Genomic DNA, 20,695 nt, shown 5'->3' on the forward strand with positions numbered 1-20,695 from the left:
CTTTCCTAGGCAACAAGTGTTGAAGGTGGCGAAGTGACGCTGGTGCGCGCTCCAGTGGCGTCGATAGCATCGGCACCCACCTGGGTAACCCAACTGCGGAGAACCGCGCGATGTTCGGCGGCCTTGTGCGGCTCTTCAAGGGACCGCGCAGAAAGCAAACCAAGGATGCGCAACGGTTCGCGCCGGCGCAGATACGTGGATGTGAGGAGCGACGGTCCCGCTTGAGTTGCGAGCGCGGCGAGCGCGCTAGGGCTGACGCGCATCGGGTCGATCAGGTGGGTGACGGTCGCGCCCTGAAACGCCTTCATCGGCCTACGGGTGCAGACCTCCACGATGCGCTCCATCATCCCTGAGCTGATTGTCATGAATTCGCCGGCCTGTCCCGCGCTCTCGACGTCGTGTCGCTCCTGCCACGCCTGACCTAGGTCGTCCCAAGGACCGGCGCCAAACCAACTGCGGCACATAGCGACGTTGAATGCCACGCGCGCCGCGGGGAACGGATGGGGGTCGCCCGGTCGGATGTGGAAGACCTCGCGAGTGCTGCCGTCCACCACGTTGGCGAGTGCCGCGACTGACGACCAGCCGCTCTGCGCCCAGGCGTGGACGTCAGCCGCGATCTCGCTCGACCACGACGCCCACATCAGCGCGACGTTGCGGGACGCTGGGGACAGCTCGCGCTCGAGCGCCTCGGCCAGCTCGGCCTTCCACCCGATTTGGTGAGATACCTGGTGTCCTGTCTCGTGGAACAGGGCCGTAGGGTGCGACAAATTGTGCCGGGTGAGTTTGATGGCCGCGGCCGGTGAGGGGTGCGCGTGGTCCCACAATTGGACATCGGCCCGCAGCACGCTCGCTCCCTTGCCGATCGCGGCGTAGACGAGTGCCGGGATGGGCTCGTGCCCGAGGGGGAGCAGAGCCGCAGCCATGGAGTCGGTCGCGAGCGTGTCGTAGCCGCGCAGCAACGATCCCATTGTGGGATTGGATCGCGAGTTGATCGCGGTGCTATAGAAGTCGAGGATCGTCTCCGCGCGCAGGTAACGCGATCGCAGCCGGAGTAGGCGGCGCCTCACCTCGTGTGGTTCGCCGCCGGCATCGTGCCAGCGCATGAGGTCGGCTCCCTCTGACCGCAATTCCGCGACCATGGCGTGCATGCGGTCTCTCAACTTGCGGCTCAGATAACTTTCGAGCGATCGCCAGCCCTCGGGAGAAGCCGCTGTGTCCAGATCATAGAGAGCGTCGATGGCAAGCGACCAGTGGGCGATTTCCGCGGCGAGCTGGCGCTTTGTTGCTGAACTAGGCACGGTGGTACCCCGCTTTGATCGATAACGTGGGCTCCGCGGGCGACGCGGCGATCAGCGCCGCCTTGTCGGCGAAGCGGAACGTCACCATGAGCGTCACTCCGGAGGCCGCGTCCTTGGCGGCGGCACTGAGCGTCGAGGCCATCCCCGGGAGCTGTTTCGAGAAGGCTGTCATCGCCCCAGTAACCAGAACTCCCGCCAATTTCTTGGTGGATCCTTCCGGCATCGTGATCTGGCGGCGTTTGGTCATGTGGACGAGCCGCGCCGCGAGCGCGTCGGTCAGAGTCTCGCCGAACACCGACCTCGCGACCTTCACTACCTCGGTAAGTTGGCGTGAGTCGAGCATGCGCGCCATGCGATGGGCGCTGCGCTCGCCTACGCGCAGCAAGAGGCGGATCTCCGGTCGTGGCGACGAGAGGTCGAGTCGAACTGAGAATGGGGAACGCTTGCGCAGCCGCTTGCCCGCAACTTTGATCCGGAAAACCCTGCGCGGCGACCCGCTCCCGCGGGCGTTGCTGCCGAGGCGCCGGTTGCGAGCCAGCATCCCGGCGACTTCCTCGGAAAACTCGTCGAACTCGTCGGCGGTCGAGGCTTCACCGTCTGACTCGTACTCCGTGAGGTGGCCCACCTCACCACCTGGCAGGAACTCATACAGTTCCAGTTCGCCCTCAGCGGGCCACTCCTCGACCCCTGCCTCGAGCATCCGCGACTCCAGGGTCTCTCCGTTGGTGAATCGCACCGACTGCGCGAGCGACTTATGCACCCGCAGCGGGATCACCCGACTGAACTTCTTGTAGCGAAACACTGGCGCGGTTGCCCGTGGCATCGACACCCACACTCCGCCCTCAGCCGACGGGTCCACGAACTCAGGGCGCAGGAGCGCAGCGGGTATGTGTTGCGCGGCCGCCTCCGCGAAAGCGGCCTGTACCTCACCCTCTAGCAGCCGGTCGTCGTCAAGGACAGACTCGTCGAGGGTCGCGACATGGGCCACGGCCGCCTCAGCTGCCGCGACGAGGGCGGATGTTCCGAGCGTGGGGTCGTTGGCGGCAGACTCGGCCTCGAAGCCGATGAGTTTCAACCCCGAATCCGCGATGTAGCGCGACAGGAGTTTTGCGGCCTGCGACCCGACCAGCGGAGCCATGACGACGGAGAGAGCCTTGGCGACCACGCCGACCACCCGCTTACGGCCCACGATCTTGACGCCGATCTTGAGGAGCGGCATAACGGCGGGCAAGAACTGCTCCATCTCTGCCAGCGGCGTCTGACCGCTCTCCATTTCTGCGAGCTGATGCGCGAGGCGGTCGCGGGCTCGGTCGAGCGTTGCGACGTCAGCCTCATAGGCGTCGCCACCGGGTGCACCCTCATATTCGGATTCGTGTTCAAAGTCGCCCTCGGTGTTGAACGCTGGGGCGAAGAGTTCGCCCGCGACGTCGAGGTCGAACGCCTCGGCCTCGGTGAGCTCGCTGACCTCAGTCTTGATCCCCAACCTCTTGGCCACACGGACCGCGACGGCACGCAATGGTGGTGGCAGTTTGCCGAGCACGCGGCGCAAGACACGCTTGAGTAGCGGGCGCACCGCCTTTTTGATGGCGGCGAAGATGCGCTTGAGCGGGTTCAAATTGCCGATGAACTTCACGCCCTTCTTGATGACCTTCTTGGCGAAACTCACCACCTTCTTGAACTTGCGCCGCAGGGCCTTGAAAAAGAGTTCTTGAGAGTCGAGCGGATTGCCAGCGTTGTCCTCGTATTCGGCGGCACCGAACAACTCGTTTTCGAGTTCAAGTTCTGAAAACCATTCGAGTGACTGTCCGTCGTGTTCGCGCTCCAGCTCATCGATCATGTATTCCGCCTCGGAGACGATGGACTCCATCCACTGCTCCACGTCGCTCTGCGCAAGTGCAGAGCCACCCTCGGCCTCGCGCCACCCAGACATTGCGTTGAGATGGCGCCGCGCGGCCTCATTCACCAGACTGTCGACGGCAGCCGAGAACTGTTCATCCTCCATCTCGCTCGCGAGATCTTCGAGTGCCTGACCCTCCCACTCCTCCTCGGTGAGCGTCGCGAAACTCTCCGCGAACGGTGAGGTCATAGGGGATTCCGGCTGCAGGGGCTCGGTGCCTGCTTCGAGGAGCTGATTCGGCTCAACTAGCGGTGTAAATGCGGGTGGGTAGGACTCGCTCGTCATGCCGTACGTGCCGTGAACCGTTTCCATCATTGCTCCCAACGACCGCTGAAGTGGACTGTTGCGAGACCCACGATGAACCCTGCAGTGTTACCGCTGCGTGATGGCAGCGTCACCGTTGCGACATTTCTTGACGACGCAGCCACCGCTCCACTTGGGTGGCTGCCTCCGGAACAGTGGTGGCGTAGAAGACTTCGTCGGCGTAATCGCCCACGGTAGTGATTTTCACCCGCAGTGCCCGCTCCGGGCCTCCCTCGAGCCACACCGCAATGAAGAGCATGGCGTCGTGTGGTTGTGCCTCATCCATAGCGTCGATGGTGATCGCGGGACCATCACCGCGTCATCACCGTTGCATCTCCGCGCTCGACAGCGCTCGGTGACAGTGCGGTGACGCAATCGACGCAAACTAGGACAAACAGTCATAAAGTGGAGGTCCAGCCGCGAGTGGTGGGCACGCGATTGATGACCCGTGGAGGGGCCGACGATGACCGTGGAGAGTGGGACATGGGCGCGCTAAGTGGGACGCACCTCACGTTGTTAAATGGGTTCGCTGTAACCCAGGACGGGAGGCCACGCCCGATTCCGGCCAGTGCGACGCGGCTCGTCGCCTACCTTGGACTGCAGCATCAGCCGGTGCCACGATCGCGTGCCGCGGGTGTGCTCTGGCCCAATTCGTCTCAGGATCACGCATTCGCCTGCTTGAGATCTACGCTGTGGCGACTGCGCAAGGTGCTCCCCGAACTCATCCAGGGCGAGGCCGAGATGCTATGGATCGGGGCTGAGGTGGAGGCCGACGTCGACCTCGTCATTCGTGTTGCCGACACACTCGCGTCTGGTCACGACCCCGACGAAGGCGTGGTGGTGCCGCTGGGCTGGTTTGCGCACGAGCTCCTGCCCGACTGGGACGACGACTGGGTGTACATCGAGCGTGAACATTTTCGGATGACGGCGCTGCACGCTCTCGAGCAGATGTCCGCGTCGTACCGTCGCAAGGGTCAGTTTGCGCAGGCGATCGAGTCTGCACTTGCCGCGATCGCGGTGGAGCCGATGCGCGAGAGCCCACGCAGAGCGCTCGTCGCCGCATTCCTCGCCGAGGGCAATATCTCCGACGCGTTGGCCCACGTCAAGCACTACACAGCGATTCTGGATACCGAACTCGGGGTCGCCCCTTCCGCGCAACTTACGGGGCTGGTGGCAAACCTAGGTCTCGCTAGGGCGTCAGCGCGACGGTAGGACGCACGCGGACCGACGCTCCTTTTTTCCGCAACGATCCTCGAAAAGCTTCGAGCCGCGTGCCTGCGAATAGGAAACGTGCTCGATGCACTGACTTGGTTTGGTCGACGTGCTTCAGGGTCGGCTACCCAGAACGTGTGAAGACCAGTCTCTCTTTGAAGACTTCTCCCAGGCCAGGACCAATCCCAGCCGAGTTTCCGAGCCGGTTCACGGAGCATCCGCCTCTTCAGCTCGCGGATGTCACCCTACCGACCTCTACCGCCAGTTCTGCGCGCCGTTCAACCTACGTTTTCAACTGGTAGTTCAGATTCATTCGCCGCTGAGTGCGGACATGGAGCGCGACGCGTGGGCTGCGGTATCGGTGCACAACCGCCCATCAGCGGGTCGGGCGCTTCCGTTCGAAGAAGCACCCGCGCCGCTGACCAAGTTCTAGTCCTTGCGCTTGCCGGCGGCCTTGTCTTTCTTGTCAGCGCGCTTCTCTTTGAGAGACTTGCTGGCTACAGTCTTGCCGGATGATTTCTTGGGTGATTTATCGGCCATGACGTTGTCCTCCTGTGAGCCGAGTGGCTCGTGCCCCGAGCGTACCCGCTAACGCTCGTGACGGGCGAGTCGGCGTAGGCCTTCGTCAATACTCACGGCGGGCGACCAGTCGAGCGCCTCGCGGATGTCGCGCTGATCGAACCAGTGCGCTGTCGACAGCTGCTCGGCTAGGAAGCGCGTCATGGGCGGCTCGTCCGCACCGGGGCGCACTGCCCACACTCGTTCGACGAGAGAGCCAGCGGTGCGTCCAACGGCGGCCGGGACACTCCAGCGCGGAGGCTGAACTCCCGACGCGAGGCAGATGCCCGCCAGGATGTCGGCAACGGGACGCGGTTCGCCGTTGGTCAGAACGTAGGCCTTGCCGTGGGCGACGTCGGCGCGGTGCAGGGCGGCGACGATTCCGGATGCGGCGTTGTCGACGTAGGTCGTATCGATGAGGGCGGTGCCGCCATTGAGTAGCGGCAAGCGTCCACGGCGAGCTCGGTCGACGATGCGGCCAACGAGCTGGGTGTCACCAGGACCCCAGACTAGGTGCGGCCGGATGGCAACCACGCGCATCCGGTCGGAATCGCTGGCGAGAGCGAGCAGTTCGGCTTGCGCCTTTGTTCGCGCGTATTCGCTGCGCGCGTGTTCGGGTGACGCAGGCTCGGCACCAACGCCGGCTAACGCGGAGCCGGAGTGCGCCACCGAGGGTGACGACACCTGCACGAAGCGCGAGACGCCCGCAGCCTCGGCCGCGGCAAGAACGAGGCGCGTTCCTTCAACGTTGACCGAGTGAAACGCGTGCGGGTCGCCGGCGAGCGATACTTTCGCGGCGAGGTGGATGACGCCTTCGACGCCTTCCATCGCAGTCGCGACGTTCTCCGGGTCAGTAATCGAACCGAGGAAGTCGGTGACACCGTCGACACCAGAAGGCCGTCGTTGCAGCGTGCGCACGTCGTGCCCCGCGGCGACTGCTTCTGCGGCAACCGCGCGACCGAGAAATCCGGATGCACCGGTGACGAGCACGATCATGGTGCGGTCGGCTTTCCGCCAGCCAGCAGTCGCTCGGCCCACTCGGACAACCGTGTGCGGTCGATTTTGGAGTTGTGGCGGATGTCTGTCGGGAGCTGAGGAACAGCAAGCACGGCTACGAGAGGCAGGTTTGTGCTCGCGCGAATGGCCGCCGTCAGTTCGGGGTCGGCGAGCCCAGGCTTCCGGGTCGGCGAGATAGTTTCCACTACCGCGACAGCTTGGCGCAGCTTGTGCGGGCCGACGCCCACAACAGCAGCACGGCGCACGGCGGTGACGCCCTCGACATCCTGCTCGGCGCCGACCGGTGCGATCGGGCCCGTTGCTGTCACGATCACGTGAGGAAGGCGGCCTTCGACCCAGAGGCGGCCGAGTTCATCGAGGTGGCCAACGTCTCCGGTGCGGTGCCAGCGAGCGGAGGGCGCATCGGGTGCGGTCGTCGCGCCCGCGGCATCCGTGTCGACAGCAGTCTCGCGCGCAGCGGCGCGATCGGTGAGCCACAGGCGATCGTAGTGATCCTTGAGGTGCGGCGCCGAGACGATGATCTCGCCAAGAACCCCGGGCTCAGTGCTCGGTGTTCCGGTTGCGGCGCCGTCGGAATCGAGTGCGCTGATGCGAATGAGGTTCTCGCCGATTGGCTTGCCCACGCACACGCCGGTATGAGTGCCACCGGCGGCATCACGGATGCCGTCGAGCGTGATGTCCGTCACCAAGAGACATTCGGTCATGCCGTAGGGCGAGTGCGGTGTTGCGTTCGGCATGATGGTGGCTGCCGAGGCGAGCAGTTCTGCGCCGATCGGTGCCCCAGTAGAGAGGAAGGTGCGCACGCGCTCGAGTTCGCTGCGGTCGTGCGCGGTGAGATCTCCCGCGGTTGCCACGACATTGAGGATCGAGGCGGGGGAGAGGAACACCATGCTGCCCCCGGATGCTTCCACTGCGGCCGCGACGGCGCGGGCGGTGAGAGTGCGGGGAGACGAGACATCCATCGCAGGCGTCACTGATCGTGTGCCGAGTGCCGGACCCAGCAGGGCGAACGGAGCGAATCCGGTGACAAGCCCGGTGTCGGCGGTGACTTCGAAGTGGCGCGCAAGCACGTCCCGCAGAGCAGAAAGCTGGCCGTGACGGTAAACAACGCCCTTGGCCGGGCCGGTTGAACCTGACGTGAAGAGGATCGCTGCGTCATCCTCAGCCCGCGGTTCGGCGGGGAGGGCTGTGTTGGCGCCGAGCGTGATGAGGTCGCGCAGGCTGTACGAGACTCCGAGCGTTGCGGCGGAAACCTTGGGCAGTCGCGCGGTGGAGATGCGCACTCCGGGCCAACCGAGCGTGCGGGCGGCGGTGAGGCCGGGGGCTTCGCCGATGATGAAGTCGGGCCACGATCCGCGCACGGCACGGGTGAGTCCCTTGACGCCGAGGCCGGCATCCGCGACGACGATGATGGCGCCGATGCGCAGGCAGGCGTAGACCACTGCGGTGAGTGTCGGCCCGGGCGGGACGAGCAACGAGACCCGCTGGCCCTTCGTCACACCGATCGCGGTGAGGCCGGCGGCGATCTGACTCACGCGGTCCGAGAGCTGTCGCCAACTGACCTGCTGAGGACCGCGTTGCCCGCGCGTCGACATGTCGATCACGGCGGTGGTGGTGTCGCCGGCGCGTTCATCAAGGTTGCGCCAGAGCGGCACGAAGCTCGAATCGTCGGCGTCGGCGGAGGCGGATGCTGCAGCGAACGCTTCCCGGGGCGACGGCGAAGCCGAGCCCGGGTTCGCGAGACTCGCAGCATTGTCGCCGAGCCAGGTCAGCACCGAGTCGGCGTACGGAACGTCTTCGGCAACGAGGTGGCCGGCACCCTCAAAGCGGTGGACGTTCGCGTGCGGGAGGCGTTCGATGAGGTCGTCGAGGTAGTAGTCGCTGAAGATCGGATCGCGCGGACCCCACAGCATGAGCGCCGGCAGGTCGAGCGTGGCCACAGCGCTGGCGATCCGGTCGAGTTCGCGATAGCTTTCGTGATTGGCATCGACGGGAATGTCGGCAACGAAGCCGCCGATTCCGCCACGACGTGCTGCCGTGCGGTACGGCGCGCGGTACGCATTTTTCACGGCCGGTTCGAGCGAATCGGTCGTGAGCGCGAGCGTGGTCTCCAAGAAAGCGGTGGTGCGCACGGTGGATGCCGCCAGCATCCCACGGGCGCGCGCCAGCCGCAGCGGCGCGGGGATTGGCTTGCTGGTCTCGTGATGGACGGCCGTGTTCAACAGCATGACGCCCGAGAGATGCTCCGGGTGATCGACAGCCCAACCGAGCGAGACGACGCCGCCCCAGTCGTGACCTAGCGAGATCACGGGGCCGTCAAGAGACAGTGCGTCGGTGAACGCGCTCAGATCGGCGACTCGTTGAGCGAGCGGACGATGGATGCCGGTGCGCTCAGAGAAGCCCATGTCGAGCTGGTCGACGGCGATGACGCGCCACGCGGGCGCCGCGCTACCAGATGCATCCGCAGCCTCAGCCTCAGCCTCAGCAGCCTGCAGCGATTGCGTCAGCAGCTCGCGCCAGTAGTACGACCACGTCGGGTTGCCGTGAACGGCCAAGATAGTGCCGGCAACGGGGACGCCGAGGCGAGCCAACTCGTCGCCGGTGTCGAGGTAGTGCCAGTCGCGGGTGAGTCCCGCATCCACACCGCTACCGGGCACGGAGGTAACTCGGCTGAAGCGCGGGTCGAGCCCGGGCAGGTCGTGCGGCGGGCGGGAAGCGGCTTCAGTCACCATGCGAGCTCCATCATTGCGGTGTTGAGGCCGGAACCCACGCCCATCAGGAGAACGCGGTCGCCCTTCTTGAGCGACCCTTGCGCTTCATCAAGCGTGATGGGAATCGACGCCGGGCCGACGTTGCCGTACTGCGGGAAAGTAGTGGGCACGCGATCGCGGTCGAGTTTTGCTGCCTTGACGATGGCGTTGGTGTGCACCGACGACACCTGGTGGGTGACGTACAGATCCATCGCTGACCAATCCCATTCGGTGGATGCCTCTTTCCACGCCGAAACGACGAGGTCGAGGCCACCTTTGAGAAGGGCTTTCGCGTCGGTGAACATACCGTCGACGCTGCCGACACAGAGTTCGTGGAACTGCGTTGCCGCGCGAGTGACGCCACCGAGAATCGGATGCCCGGCCGGGTGTTCGTCGGTGCGTCCGAGTACGGCAGCGGCAGCTCCCGAGCCGAGCGTGAGCGACGCGAATTCGCTCATGAAGCCGTCACGATCGGAATCCTGCTTCAGGAGGCGGTCGATGGTGTTGGTTTGGATGTCGTCGGCGTCTTCGCCATTGACAATGATCGCGTAGCGAATCTGGCCCGACTCGATCATGTTCGCGGCAAGGTTCATGCCGCTCACAAAACCGAGACACGCGTTCGCGACGTCGAAGTTGATGGCCGAGCTGGGCAGGCCGAGGCCATGGTGCAGGCGCACCGCCACCGACGGCTCAAGGTGCTTTCGGCTAACCGAAGTGTTAATGAGGAGGCCGACTTCAGAGGCATCCACTCCGGCTTCGGCTAGCGCGCGTTGGCCTGCGGCAACGGTGGCATCGTCGGATGTTTCACCGGCAGCCCAGTTGCGACGCTCGAGTACACCGGCCACCCGTTGCAGGAGTCTGCTGGGCAGCGCGAGGCGCGAAAACGCCGGGGCGAGGCGCGCCTCAAGGTCTTCTGATGTGGTTACCCGGCTGGGTAGTGTGCTCGCGACCGACAACAGGGAAACATTGTTGAAGCGCGTGTTGGCATTTCCGGCCACGGAACCTCCGTCGAGCGAGCCCCGCGGGCTCAGTAAGCAAGAGGCCTAGTTTACGCCAGTTGACTGAGCCTTGCCTTCTGGTAGCGCGAGCGGCGTTCGCGCGTGTCGCGAGCTAGAACGCGTTCTGCAGCTCGCAGACAATGTCTGCCTCGATTGGGGTGCCGTCTTCGAAGGCTCCGGCAAAGCGCAGTTCGACGATGTCGCGGCTGCCATCGGCCGTTCGCGGCCCCAGTTCCGACTGCGGCGTTAGTTCGCCCTTGGCGGGGCTGCCAACCCCTGCAGCTTCTACGAGGTCTCCAAATCTGAATCCACCATCAGCGACTGACACGAGGTTCATAGACATCTCTTCGTGTGCTTTCACATTGTCGAGGGCGATGATCATGAAGAGTCCAGGCTCGCTCAGGTCTCCGACGTCTTCTTTGCCTGCCTGCCTGCTGATGTCGCATTCCCCGGTGAAATCCGGGAACTCGACGCCGTCGATGCGGAGCGTGGCGTTGCCGACATCGTCGGAGCTGAAGCCACCGGCAGCAGGCTCGTCTGGTGTTCCTTCGTCACCCGTCGTCTCATCCGCTGTCGTCGTTTCTTCTGTCGTGGCAGAGTCTGCGGGTTCGTCGGCAGCGGGGGAGCACGCAGCGAGCGTTGCGGTGACAGCGAGAACGATTGCTGCGAGTCGTGCTTTGCGCGCCCAGAGAACGGAAGAGGGCATGAGGGATGAGTGCGCAGTTGTCATGAGATCAAGGTTCCTCGCCGTCAGAGTGGTTGTGCAATACGTCTTTCGGCGTAGCCGCGCGGGTAGGGTATTTGAGCATGGGACTCAGCGATTCTGATGCGCAAGCCGTCTTGCGAGTTGCCAGTCGGCTTACGCAGCATCCGCCCCTCGAATTTGCGGATGTGCTCGAGGCTGTGCGCGAAGTCATCGACTGCGACAGTGCATCCTTCAATGACATGGTCCTGGCCACCCGCGACTTTCGGTACGTGATTTCGCCCGCCACCGAGATTGCCAAAGCGACCCGGCTCAAGCCTGAGTACGACAAGTATTTTCACCAGCATCCGCTGAACGCGGCGGCGAACTCCGCGCGCGGGCTCGGCGCTATCCGCTTCTGTGATGTTGTGGGCGGTGCGGATGTCACCGGCACCGACCTCTACCGCCACTTCTACGGACCGTTCGGCGTGCGCTTTCAGCTGGTGACGCAGTTGCCGTCGCCACCGGATGTCGTGGTCGCCTATGCCCTGAACCGTAGCGAGCAGCTGGGGGAGTTCAGCGATCGCGACGTTGCCGTCATGGACGCCCTGAGCGGTCATCTCGCGATGCACCACCGTTCGTCGCTTGATGCTGAGCGTTCCCGCCTCGTGGATGCAGAGATGGACCGTTACGCCTGGGCGGTCGTGTCGGTGCGCTCGGATGGCGTGGTGGAGGCGTCGTCGTCGACGGTATTGGATGCCGGAGCCCGTGTTCCCGACAGCCTCGCGTCAATCATCGCCGACACCGCGCAAGCGCCGGGCAACGATTCTCGTCACGATGTGATCATCGGCACGCACCGCTGGCAGTGCATCGTGCATCCGGTGCGGCTTGGCCCCACGGTGCTGCTGTTGCGTAGGCAACAGGATGTCGCAGCGGACACGAACGCGCTCTTGGTGGCAGGTCTCACCCGTCGTCAGGCCGAAGTGCTGCTCACCCTCGCGCGCACCGGAGGTTCGAACAACGAGCTCGCGCGCGAACTCGGCATGTCGGAGTCAACCGTGAAGAAGCACCTCGAAGGGGTATTTCGCGTGCTGCAAGTCACGAGTCGTGCTGCGGCGGTGCTCCGGTTGCGCGAGCTGATGGAACAACGAGCGTGCTCGTTGGAGAATCGCTAGAGCTGAGATTTGGGTTGCGTCATTGTTCGCACTGGTGCCGAGGCAAGTACTAGCTCTCAATTCTTCGAGCGGGGCCCAGTTTCGCAATCGTGCCAGCGTGTGGTTCAGCTGGTTCGAAGGCGCGGTGCGACGGCTACACGTTCCCCGAATTCGACGAGGTGCTCGCGGCTGACCGACGGATTAATGAGGAGGCCGACTTCAGAGGCATCCACACCGGCGTCAGCTAGCGCGCGCTGGCCTGCAGAGACGGTGGCGTCGTCGGATGTTTCACCGGCAGCCCAATTGCGACGCTCGAGCACGCCGGCCACCCGTTGAAGAAGTCTGCTGGGCAGCGCGAGGCGCGAAAACGCCGGGGCGAGACGCGTCTCAAGGTCTTCTGATGTGGTTACCCGGCTGGGTAGTGTGCTCGCGACCGACAACAGGGAAACATTGTTGAAGCGCGTGTTGGCATTTCCGGCCCGGAACCTCCGCCGAGCGAGGCCCGCGGGCTCAGTAAGCAAGAGGCCTAGTTACGCCAGTTGGCTGAGCCTTGCCTTCTGGTAGCGCGAGCGGCGTTCGCGCGTGTCGCAGGCTGGAACGCGCTCTGCAGCTTCCAGCCCGGGGTTCACATCGGCGGGTGATGATCGAAATACCCTCAGATCTGACACGACAATCATGTGGCCGGCATCTCCTTGAAGGTGCCGTGATTTGCAAGGAATCTCTCTCCGAAATCGTGCTCTCCAACTCATATAGCAACGATCCCGTCGACCGTTCCATTGTGGGCGAACGTAAAGACACGATGTGATTCGAGATCGAAACCGAGCGGGACACCCATTTCAACTAGCGACGTGACCGCTTCTATGCAGTACGGTCCTTCATCGGTGCCGGCTACCTGCCTCGGGACAAGTTCAAGGCCCGCATGAGACTTCGTCATGACCTTTCTGGGCACAGTCGGCAGGGCATTCCCTGGGCAGGATCGATTTTCACTTAATCGTATGGTTGTGGGTCAGTTTGACGACCGCTTTCTCGGAGTGCCGGGCCTCGTCTACAAGTAGGAACGATATGACAGGGCCTAGAGCCTCAGTAGGCTACAGGGATGAAGCCGATAATAGTCCTTGATACCAACGCGGTGTTTGGGCCGAACGCGTTGACGCGTGCGGATAGCAAAGAGGTTTTGGCTCTTTCACGGGCTGGGCACGTTCGATTAGTGATCCCGAGCGTCGTCCTTCATGAGCTATCAAGGCAGTGGGCGAAAAGGTTTACCGAGAAACGAACAAAGCTACTGAATGCCCTAGAAGGCTTCAACAGCATCCTTGGTGAAGTCGGTGACGCTCCCATCGTTCATGACCCGCCTGTCATGGACAGGTCCGAGTTCTATGGTGTTTGGGAGAAAGCCATTCAAGACATGAAAGCAGAAGTTTTGGCATTCCCGAACATTCCGATCGCGGATGTACTATTCAGGGATCTCGACTTTAGGAAACCCTTTTCTGAGAGCGGGAAGGGTTTCAGAGACGCCCTTCTTTGGGAGACCGTCCGTGAGCTCTGCAACGGGCTCGACGACCCTGAAACGCTGCTGATCTTCGTGACTGCGAATCACAGTGACTTTTGCGTCGACGACAATCTTCAGTTGCATCCGCATTTGCAGAGCGACATTTCACCAAAGCAAAAAATGGTCATCGTGAAAAGTCTCGCAGAATTGCTCCACCACGATGAGATCGAACCGCTCGCGAAGATGCTTCGGGTCGCTGAAGAGAGCCTCACTTTAGAACGAGTTGTCGAACTCTCCGCCTGCGCTCTGGAAAAGCTTTACGGGCAAGATCTTACTGAGACTATAGGTGAGTACATCGGCGAGGGAATGACAGTCAGCCCGATTGACACATTGCTGGAGGGGGGTACGTTTGACGAAATTCTTCCTGACGACCGTACCGTTAACTTCGAAGTTTTCAGTAGTGGTGAACCTGGCCAAATGGCTATGCGCGTAACGGTCGAGACTGACTGCACGATCGACGGATACGTCTACAAGAGTGATCTCGCCGTTTATGACGTGAGTGGTGTTGACGTACTAAGTGACTGGAACAGCCACATGATGCATGCCAGCGAGTCGAGACGTATTCGGTTTACGCTGGGTGCGGATTTTACGAAGCAAACGATTGAAGACTTCGACTTAGCGATTGAGCAAGCAGAGGACATCACAATCTAATAGCTCCAGGTTCTCGTTGGGCCGATGGGGGAGGGCGCGTGCGATAGGAATGGTTATTCGAGAGGGATGTTCGCCTCAAGATTCCGACTGCGGGTGTAGCGCAGGATAAACGGTGGCAGGAAAGCGAGTTGACAGATCGCGAAGTGCAGCGGTGCATGCGAAAAACCACCAGAATTGACCGCCAATAGAACTAAACACTCTGGGTGTGATCGCCCTCGCGTCCCCGGAGGTTGCGATAGTGGAACGCCTCGTGGGCTTGAGATTTCACCCTAAATTCGTGAAGACTCATTTCGAAAAGGCCTGTCGAGCGCTTCCGATGGAATATCCGTGCGGCGTGAATGAATCACCGGCGCGAACTCAGGATTGCTCCTTCGTGTTTCGGCGTCAGCGACTCATTGTGACCGCCGTCTGTATCGTTCGTCTTCGCGCCAGACGCTAGCAGCTCGGTGGTTCGAGCTTTCCGGACTAGGCGACGATGCCGCTAACTGATTCTGGTCGTGTAGTCGTCACTTTGACACGGCTCAAACCGCGTTGACATTCTCAACGACCGAATTAAAGAAGTTGGTGTCACCTGCGAGCCACCTGGTTGCGAAATCCAAGGCTGTCGCCGAAGCTAAAGGTTTCATACTTTCGAGCACAGTCACTAGTGACGAGCCGGATTCGGAGCCGATGCGTATCTCTGAACGTGGGCCTTCTGCGCGCTGTAGCTCAAAAATCGCAGTCGCGGAAATCAGGATGAAATCGACAAGTGTCTGGGGTAGCTCCTTATCGCGCATGAACTCTGGGCTTGGAATGACCGGCTGCCAGTAGCCGAATTCTTCCTCGGGGGAGTAGCTCTCAGGGATGGTTACGCTGGTCACGTTCGAGTAGTCTTCAAGAAATTCGCTGGCGACATGAATCAAGATATCTAAGTCAGCCACACGCATCCAGCTCTCGTTGCGAGAAACAACCGAATGAAGTATCGCCACCAAACTGTGGTCCGCGATGTCTTGTTTCTCTAGAGCTGGCGTCTTGAAATACATCTCGGAAAAAGAGAGCCCCGATGCGCGCATCGCAGCTAGCGCTTCGCTTGGCGGGACGACCGCACCAAGAATGAGATAGATCCAGAATTCAGGATTCGATTCGAGAGTCTCCTCGATTGGATCCAGTCCCCGCGCAACGAGACCTGTGAACATGTCGTCCCACTCTGACGAACGGTTTCGTTCAACGTGCATACGGCCGTTGAAACGACGGATGAGGCCTAAGAAACTTAAGTAAGTTGCATTGGTGATTCGAGGGTCATCTGGGTTCGAAAGCACTTCAAGAAACAAGTCGTTTTGGGCTCTTACCGCGAGGGAGACCTGCTCGTCCACCACAGAAGACTGGAGGGCTAACCATGGATGCAGAAAATCAAATCTGCCGTCTGACTGAACTTTAGCCGTCAAAAAGTAGTCTAGGCATGCGGCAGAAATTTCCCGCATCAGCGCGGGTGAGAAGACGGCAAACTGGCAACAACGTGCTACGAAATCGAGAATTCGTCCTCTATTTTCTGGTGTTCGCTTCCGCGGATCGTAAAGTATCGCGCGCAGAGCTCGCTCGGTCCCTTGATCGTGAGATTTATCACACTGCTGCACTGCGAGCTGCGCAACGACGTCCCATTCCTCTCGGGCGATTCGAGGTAGCAGGGTCCGCGCGAGCTTTTCGGGGGTGTCGCAAGTGCGCACAAGATGAACAGCGGCGAAGTACTCCATAAAGGTCCTATGGGTAAAGGTGAATATTGGCTCTCCAGTTGCGGTAGTTCCTGCATCTGAGAAGACCCATGCGCGGCCCGCGCAGAAATCAACGAATTCCTCTGCGGCGCGTTCTGCTGCTTCTAGCGTTTCCATCGCTCGAGGGAATAAGTAGCTCGTCATCTCGCGGACCAAATCAACCCGAGTGATGCCCCGATCACTGGCCCCACTCACTAGATAAAGGTGCGCGATGTGCTTCATTGCGGCATCGACGTGATCGCGAGCTCTCAGCGGGACCTCGATTTGGCGATGGCCATCCCATTTCTCGAAAAGCAAATTGGCGCATTTTTCGTAAACTGCTGGCCGATTTCGAGGAATAAAGCTCTCGCCACGAAAGATAATGCACATGAGGGAGAGCATCAAAGGGTTCGAAGATAAATCAGCGACTGTGTTGCTCTGGGTCATGAACTGAGCCGAGAGTCGGTGCGCTTCTTCATCCGAATACCCCGTCTGTGAAGAAAACCACTTCTGCACATACTCGGCTACATGGCTCCTGCTGAAACCGTCGATTTTGAACAATTGAAAAATAGCGGGATCCAATCTCGCTTGCTCATAGCCGACTCGTCGCGACGTCACCAAGATTCGCGTAAGCGGGTATCTGATCCCAAAAGTCTCAACTGCAGCCGTGATGGCGCGTCGTTTCGACGGATCAATTAGTTCGTCGAGCCCGTCGAAAATGACCACTGCCTCGCCTGCCAACAGCGTGTCTGCAACCGCGCCTTCTGGCGGCTCGATCTGGTACCGCGAAGGAAGTTGTCTTTCAATAAACTGGAGAATCGAAAGCGAGTCTGCGAACGGGGCAAATTCGCGGAGCGTCAAATGGTAGGGGATAGGACTGTTATTCCCTTCGCAGCACATCGTCGCCACATAATTCGACAGAGTTGATTTCCCTCCCCCAGGATCCCCGAGCACAACAGTCCGGTCGAGCGAATCGAGCAACTCGTCGATTGTGAGCTGGCTGTCGATTTCATCGTCTGCGAGCTTGAAGATTGCTGGGCCAACGTAAAGGTCCTTGAGGGGGATTCGCTGATTAGTCTCGAAGTCCGGAGGCTGGATCGCGCCATGGACTTCCGCGCAGATCTTCTTATACTCCGAATAGAATCCTTCACGTTCTTGAAGGTTGTCGGGAGCAAGAATTCGGGCCACAGCATCGGCTTGTTCTGACACGCGCAAGAGGATTGCTTGCGTTCGCTTGGCAACGTTCAAGCTCTGCATCTTTATGACTGCGTCGGGTGAGATCTCAAGTGCAGCGTCGAGCAGTTGCTTGCAATACTGATCCATAAGTGACACGAGACCGTGTGCAAAATACTCGGAATCATCGTCAGAGACTTGGCCTTGCAGGAGGAACTGCGTACGTGTTGTGACGAGCACTCGAATCGACGCAGCTGCCGAATCTTGGTCCTCCACGACGGTTGTGAGCACTAGCTCGGACAACAATCGCTTTATCTGAATATCCGAAAATACAGTTCGGGCATGACTGTTAGTCATGGCGCCGCGCATTCGCTCCGCGAGCGCTACGTCTGAAATCCCATGGAGCGCAACAGACATATCCAGTCCATAGAGAGCGGTTAGCAAGCCGCGATCTGCGGCCGAATCCCGCTTCCTCCTAATTTCGTTGAGAATCGAAGTCGCGGCAGAGAGCGATCCTACGAACAGGGCAGCGATTTCAACAGTCATAGAGCCAACCATATGAGGTAAAGCCCCCGATCCATCCATAGCAGCCCGAACTGACGCGAATAGATATGTCCCCAGCCGGCACACGGCGAGAACGCTCCCGGATGTTGTTCGGAAAGGCTAGGTCAAGCAGCTCGTTTCATCCGCGGTGCACAGGCCTGCGCCTCTTACACCCGGAGGGATGCAACTTTTGCGAGATCATCGTCCAGAGCCTTTAAGTTTTGCGAACGAGCCATCTGGTTGCAGGTGGCTCGTTGTGGGTGGCGTATGGCAGGCGTGTGATCTCACTCAGTTCGATCGCCACTGACAAGAGCCCAAAGTAGCGACGATGATTCGCTTGCTTATGCCCTGGATTTCGCTGTTGTCGGACTCGGTCCGAAACACGACGGGCTTGTCTCGCCGATCAATAATGCTGCTCTGGGCGAAGAGGAGCTTCCGGATGGTTCCGTTGGATTGGCGACATCCGTCGACCCTTTCTCGAGTGGGTTCGCGTCTGATATCACTAGTAGCACGAGTGAATCCGAACAACCAAGAAGCCGTGGGTCTACTTGGGGATGTCTGAACGCGGCTCCGGATCAGGCACGATCTCTGGCGAGAGCATCCGCCGCTTCGTGAGCGCAGCTTCTGCGGCGATGATGCCCAGCACGACCGCGGCACCGACGGCGATGAGTAGCAGCACGACTCCGAAGTCAGATTCGGGCGCGAGTACTTCGCCGGACTCTGTCTGCCAGGGCCAGAGAGCGCGCAGCGAGCCAAGCATGAGGCCGGTCATGATGACGAGGGTGACGCGGCGGCGGTTCTTGAGGAGCCACTGCAGGCCCGAGACGAAGAGGCCTAGGCCGATGATGGCGCCGAGGGCGAAGGCGCCGAGGTAGCCGAAGTTGCGGTCGTTCACGGCTGCGAGAGTCGGCGCATACATGCCGAGGATCAGCAGCAGGTAGGAGCCCGAAACTCCGGGCAGCACGAGGGCGCACACCGCGAGGGCCGCAGCGAGCGAGACGATGATGAGCGTGGGATCCGCATCCCCGCCACGCGGCAAGCCCGTGAGCGCAACAGCGACACCGGCGGCCAGGAGGCCGATCAGAACCTCGGGGAACGTCCAACGCCCACCAACCATGCGGGCGGGCACGATGAGTGACGCGGCGATGAGTCCGGCAGAGACAGCGCGGGTACCGGTGGGGTATTGCTCGATCAGGGGAGCGAGCAGCGCAGCGCCGATCACGATGGCGGCGAGCATCCCGATACCAATGGGCAACACGACATTCCAACGCACTGAGCGGAAGTGCGCGCCAGCGCGAGAGAAGCCGCGACCACGGATGCCGTCGGCGATCGTGAGCGCCACACCACGGGCGAGGTGCCCGGCGCCATCGATGAGCGTGTCGTAGACGCCGACAAGGAGGCCGATGGTTCCGCCACTGACGCCGGGAACGATCTCAGCGAAGCCAATCAGCATGCCGCGAAAGGCATCACCGACAGTGCGTATGACGGGGTGAACTCGGGTCATCGCTTACTCGTTTTCTTTTCGTTGGCTAGTGGTGCGTGCCGTAGTTGTTGGGGGAGCCCGCCCTGAGCTGAAACGCAGGGTGCGGCATCCGGAGCGGTGGATTTTTTCACCATCGTGCAGAGTAGTCGATTTAGTTGAGGTGGCGGTGGATATTGGTCCCGTCGCGGACCGATTCCCATGTTGCAGCCCGTAGCCTAGAGGGGTGACTACGGGCAACAATCGACTTCGCGCATTCCAGCAACGGATCAGTCGATCCCTCATCACCATGGCCGGGGGAGCCCTGCGCTCCAACACTGCGCCCACTCAACTCTTGTCGTTGCCGGGGAGCGAACATCAGCTGTCCCAGCGTCACGCGCGCTCGGTCATCGACCTCTGTTTGCGCGCGGGCGAAGCGATGCTCGCGACCGGAGCATCCGCTGCTGACGTTGTGGCTACCGTGCTGCGCATCAGCACCGCCTATGGCGTTACCGGAATGCACGTCGACATCACCTTTACGTCGCTCACCGTTTCGATACACCGCGGGATGAACGAAGACCCCATGTCGATCATGCGCATCGTAAAAGTGCGCACCATTGACTACACGCGGCTGCAGAACGTGTACTGGCTCATCGATGTGATCACTGGGCCCGACGGCCCGGGGGATGTGGATGAGACCCGCGAGGAGCTGGGCGCGATCCTCACCACACCGCATCCCTACCGACGCTGGGTCGTCACCGCCGGCAAGGGCATACTCGCGGCAGGTGTTGTTGTGATCTTCGGCGCCAGCTTTGTGCTGGTTCTTGTGGCTGCAATATCCGCCGCCCTCTCTGATGTACTGACGCGTCGTCTTGAACGTTTGTCGGTCCCCGCTTTCTTCGCGCAGATGGCCGCTGCCGGCGTCATCAGCGTCATTGCGGTGTTCATGTTTTGGCTGCGGTCAATCGGGATCGATATTCCCGGATCGAACAGCCCGACCGTGATTGTGATCTCCGGAATCATCATGCTGCTGTCCGGTGTCGGCCTCACGTCTGCGGCGAGTGACGCGATCGGCGGCTACTACGTCACCGCCACGGCTCGCGGCATGGAGGTCATCATGATGACGCTCGGCCTTGCTGTCGGTATCTCGATCGTGCTCAGCATCTCGTTGCGCCTAGGAATCCCGGTGGCGATCGGTGACACGCTGGGGGACAGCCGCAGTGTCGTCTCGGGAATGGTCGGCTCGGCCATCATCGCCGTCGGCTTCGCCCTTGCTTCTTATGTGCGGATGCGGTTGCTCCCGATCATGGCGATGGGTGCCGCCCTCGTGTACGCCGTCTACTGGTTCGTGCTGCCCTTGGCGTCGTCGCCCGGGCTTGCTCCTGCCATTGCCGGAACAGCGGCCGGCGTCGTGAGCTACCTTCTCTACCGCTGGCTGAAAGTGCCAGAAGGCGCCACCAACATGGTCGGCATTATTGCGTTGCTCCCTGGTCTTGCTTTGTACCGGGGTATTTACGCGCTCATGGATTCTGAGTTCGGCGTCACCGATGCGCTGCCCTCGATGGTCATGGCACTCGCGACCGGGCTCGGCTTGGCTGCCGGAACGACCATCGGTGGATTCGTTGCTCGCCGTACCTTCGGGTTCGACCGCGCGGCAATGGCGGCGTTGAAGCGGTCGCGGACGCCGCGGTAGCGGTGCCCTCGCCGTCGCGCGAATGGGCTTG

Annotated in this window: 14 protein-coding genes; 4 read left to right on the forward strand and 10 right to left on the reverse strand. The window is 61.4% G+C overall.

Features of this window, described 5'->3' with window-relative positions; all coding sequences use genetic code 11:
• Positions 1–5: 5 nt before the first annotated feature.
• The 3 genes from ACWFSR_RS06105 to ACWFSR_RS06115 all read right to left on the reverse strand — a co-directional run bounded on the left by ACWFSR_RS06105 (position 6) and on the right by ACWFSR_RS06115 (position 3,784).
• On the reverse strand, positions 6–1,298 hold the full coding sequence (locus ACWFSR_RS06105) for a hypothetical protein (RefSeq protein ID WP_447523332.1): 1,293 nt from the start codon (positions 1,296–1,298) through the stop codon (positions 6–8).
• A complete protein-coding gene (locus ACWFSR_RS06110) occupies positions 1,291–3,510 on the reverse strand; it encodes a hypothetical protein (RefSeq protein WP_447523333.1) in 2,220 nt (739 codons plus the stop codon). The genes ACWFSR_RS06105 and ACWFSR_RS06110 overlap by 8 nt, the downstream gene beginning before the upstream one ends.
• Before the next feature lie 79 nt (positions 3,511–3,589).
• Positions 3,590–3,784: a hypothetical protein gene (locus ACWFSR_RS06115; RefSeq protein WP_197135345.1), complete on the reverse strand. Its 195-nt coding sequence runs from the start codon at positions 3,782–3,784 to the stop codon at positions 3,590–3,592.
• Between the two features lie 392 nt (positions 3,785–4,176).
• On the opposite strand from ACWFSR_RS06115, the gene ACWFSR_RS06120 reads away from it, so the two are divergent.
• Positions 4,177–4,710 carry an AfsR/SARP family transcriptional regulator gene (locus tag ACWFSR_RS06120; RefSeq protein WP_197110055.1) on the forward strand — a complete coding sequence of 178 codons (534 nt, stop codon included), beginning with the start codon at positions 4,177–4,179 and terminating at the stop codon, positions 4,708–4,710.
• Between the two features lie 588 nt (positions 4,711–5,298).
• On the opposite strand, the gene ACWFSR_RS06125 is transcribed toward ACWFSR_RS06120, so the two are convergent.
• From ACWFSR_RS06125 to ACWFSR_RS06140, 4 genes are all read right to left on the reverse strand, one after another.
• Complete coding sequence (locus ACWFSR_RS06125; RefSeq protein ID WP_447523436.1) at positions 5,299–6,264, reverse strand: NAD-dependent epimerase/dehydratase family protein; 966 nt, start codon at positions 6,262–6,264, stop codon at positions 5,299–5,301.
• On the reverse strand, positions 6,261–9,017 hold the full coding sequence (locus tag ACWFSR_RS06130; RefSeq protein WP_447523334.1) for an alpha/beta fold hydrolase: 2,757 nt from the start codon (positions 9,015–9,017) through the stop codon (positions 6,261–6,263). The genes ACWFSR_RS06125 and ACWFSR_RS06130 overlap by 4 nt, the downstream gene beginning before the upstream one ends.
• Entirely contained in the window at positions 9,011–10,033 is a 1,023-nt protein-coding gene (locus ACWFSR_RS06135) for a 3-oxoacyl-ACP synthase III (protein WP_197154093.1), read from the reverse strand. Before ACWFSR_RS06135 ends, ACWFSR_RS06130 begins: the two co-directional genes overlap by 7 nt.
• A gap of 112 nt (positions 10,034–10,145) precedes the next feature.
• A complete protein-coding gene (locus tag ACWFSR_RS06140) occupies positions 10,146–10,763 on the reverse strand; it encodes a hypothetical protein (RefSeq protein ID WP_447523335.1) in 618 nt (205 codons plus the stop codon).
• Positions 10,764–10,840: 77 nt separating this feature from the next.
• Here ACWFSR_RS06140 and ACWFSR_RS06145 point away from each other — a divergent pair, with 77 nt between their 5' ends.
• On the forward strand, positions 10,841–11,890 hold the full coding sequence (locus ACWFSR_RS06145; protein WP_447523336.1) for a response regulator transcription factor: 1,050 nt from the start codon (positions 10,841–10,843) through the stop codon (positions 11,888–11,890).
• A gap of 104 nt (positions 11,891–11,994) precedes the next feature.
• On the opposite strand, the gene ACWFSR_RS06150 is transcribed toward ACWFSR_RS06145, so the two are convergent.
• Positions 11,995–12,390, reverse strand: coding sequence for a hypothetical protein (locus ACWFSR_RS06150; RefSeq protein WP_447523337.1), 396 nt, complete (start codon positions 12,388–12,390; stop codon positions 11,995–11,997).
• 575 nt (positions 12,391–12,965) lie between these two features.
• Here ACWFSR_RS06150 and ACWFSR_RS06155 point away from each other — a divergent pair.
• Entirely contained in the window at positions 12,966–14,069 is a 1,104-nt protein-coding gene (locus ACWFSR_RS06155; protein WP_447523338.1) for a PIN domain-containing protein, read from the forward strand.
• A gap of 521 nt (positions 14,070–14,590) precedes the next feature.
• Here ACWFSR_RS06155 and ACWFSR_RS06160 read toward each other — a convergent pair.
• Both ACWFSR_RS06160 and ACWFSR_RS06165 read right to left on the reverse strand, forming a co-directional pair.
• Positions 14,591–17,515 (reverse strand): NACHT domain-containing protein, encoded by a 2,925-nt coding sequence (locus tag ACWFSR_RS06160; protein WP_447523339.1) that lies wholly within the window; start codon positions 17,513–17,515, stop codon positions 14,591–14,593.
• Between the two features lie 541 nt (positions 17,516–18,056).
• Positions 18,057–19,016, reverse strand: coding sequence for a DUF368 domain-containing protein (locus tag ACWFSR_RS06165; RefSeq protein WP_447523340.1), 960 nt, complete (start codon positions 19,014–19,016; stop codon positions 18,057–18,059).
• Positions 19,017–19,218: 202 nt separating this feature from the next.
• On the opposite strand from ACWFSR_RS06165, the gene ACWFSR_RS06170 reads away from it, so the two are divergent.
• Complete coding sequence (locus ACWFSR_RS06170) at positions 19,219–20,664, forward strand: threonine/serine ThrE exporter family protein (RefSeq protein ID WP_447523341.1); 1,446 nt, start codon at positions 19,219–19,221, stop codon at positions 20,662–20,664.
• The last annotated feature ends 31 nt before the right edge of the window (positions 20,665–20,695 follow it).

The sequence above is a fragment of the Salinibacterium sp. NYA9b genome, from assembly GCF_976973725.1.

What these genes read in the sequence shown, in the direction of transcription:
- ACWFSR_RS06110 (WP_447523333.1), bottom strand. Translation starts at nt 3,510, where the DNA reads ATGATGGAAACGGTTCACGGCACGTACGGCATGACGAGCGAGTCCTAC.
- ACWFSR_RS06115 (WP_197135345.1), bottom strand. Translation starts at nt 3,784, where the DNA reads ATGGATGAGGCACAACCACACGACGCCATGCTCTTCATTGCGGTGTGG.
- ACWFSR_RS06125 (WP_447523436.1), bottom strand. Translation starts at nt 6,264, where the DNA reads ATGATCGTGCTCGTCACCGGTGCATCCGGATTTCTCGGTCGCGCGGTT.
- ACWFSR_RS06130 (WP_447523334.1), bottom strand. Translation starts at nt 9,017, where the DNA reads ATGGTGACTGAAGCCGCTTCCCGCCCGCCGCACGACCTGCCCGGGCTC.
- ACWFSR_RS06140 (WP_447523335.1), bottom strand. Translation starts at nt 10,763, where the DNA reads ATGACAACTGCGCACTCATCCCTCATGCCCTCTTCCGTTCTCTGGGCG.
- ACWFSR_RS06145 (WP_447523336.1), top strand. Translation starts at nt 10,841, where the DNA reads ATGGGACTCAGCGATTCTGATGCGCAAGCCGTCTTGCGAGTTGCCAGT.
- ACWFSR_RS06155 (WP_447523338.1), top strand. Translation starts at nt 12,966, where the DNA reads ATGAAGCCGATAATAGTCCTTGATACCAACGCGGTGTTTGGGCCGAAC.
- ACWFSR_RS06160 (WP_447523339.1), bottom strand. Translation starts at nt 17,515, where the DNA reads ATGACTGTTGAAATCGCTGCCCTGTTCGTAGGATCGCTCTCTGCCGCG.
- ACWFSR_RS06165 (WP_447523340.1), bottom strand. Translation starts at nt 19,016, where the DNA reads ATGACCCGAGTTCACCCCGTCATACGCACTGTCGGTGATGCCTTTCGC.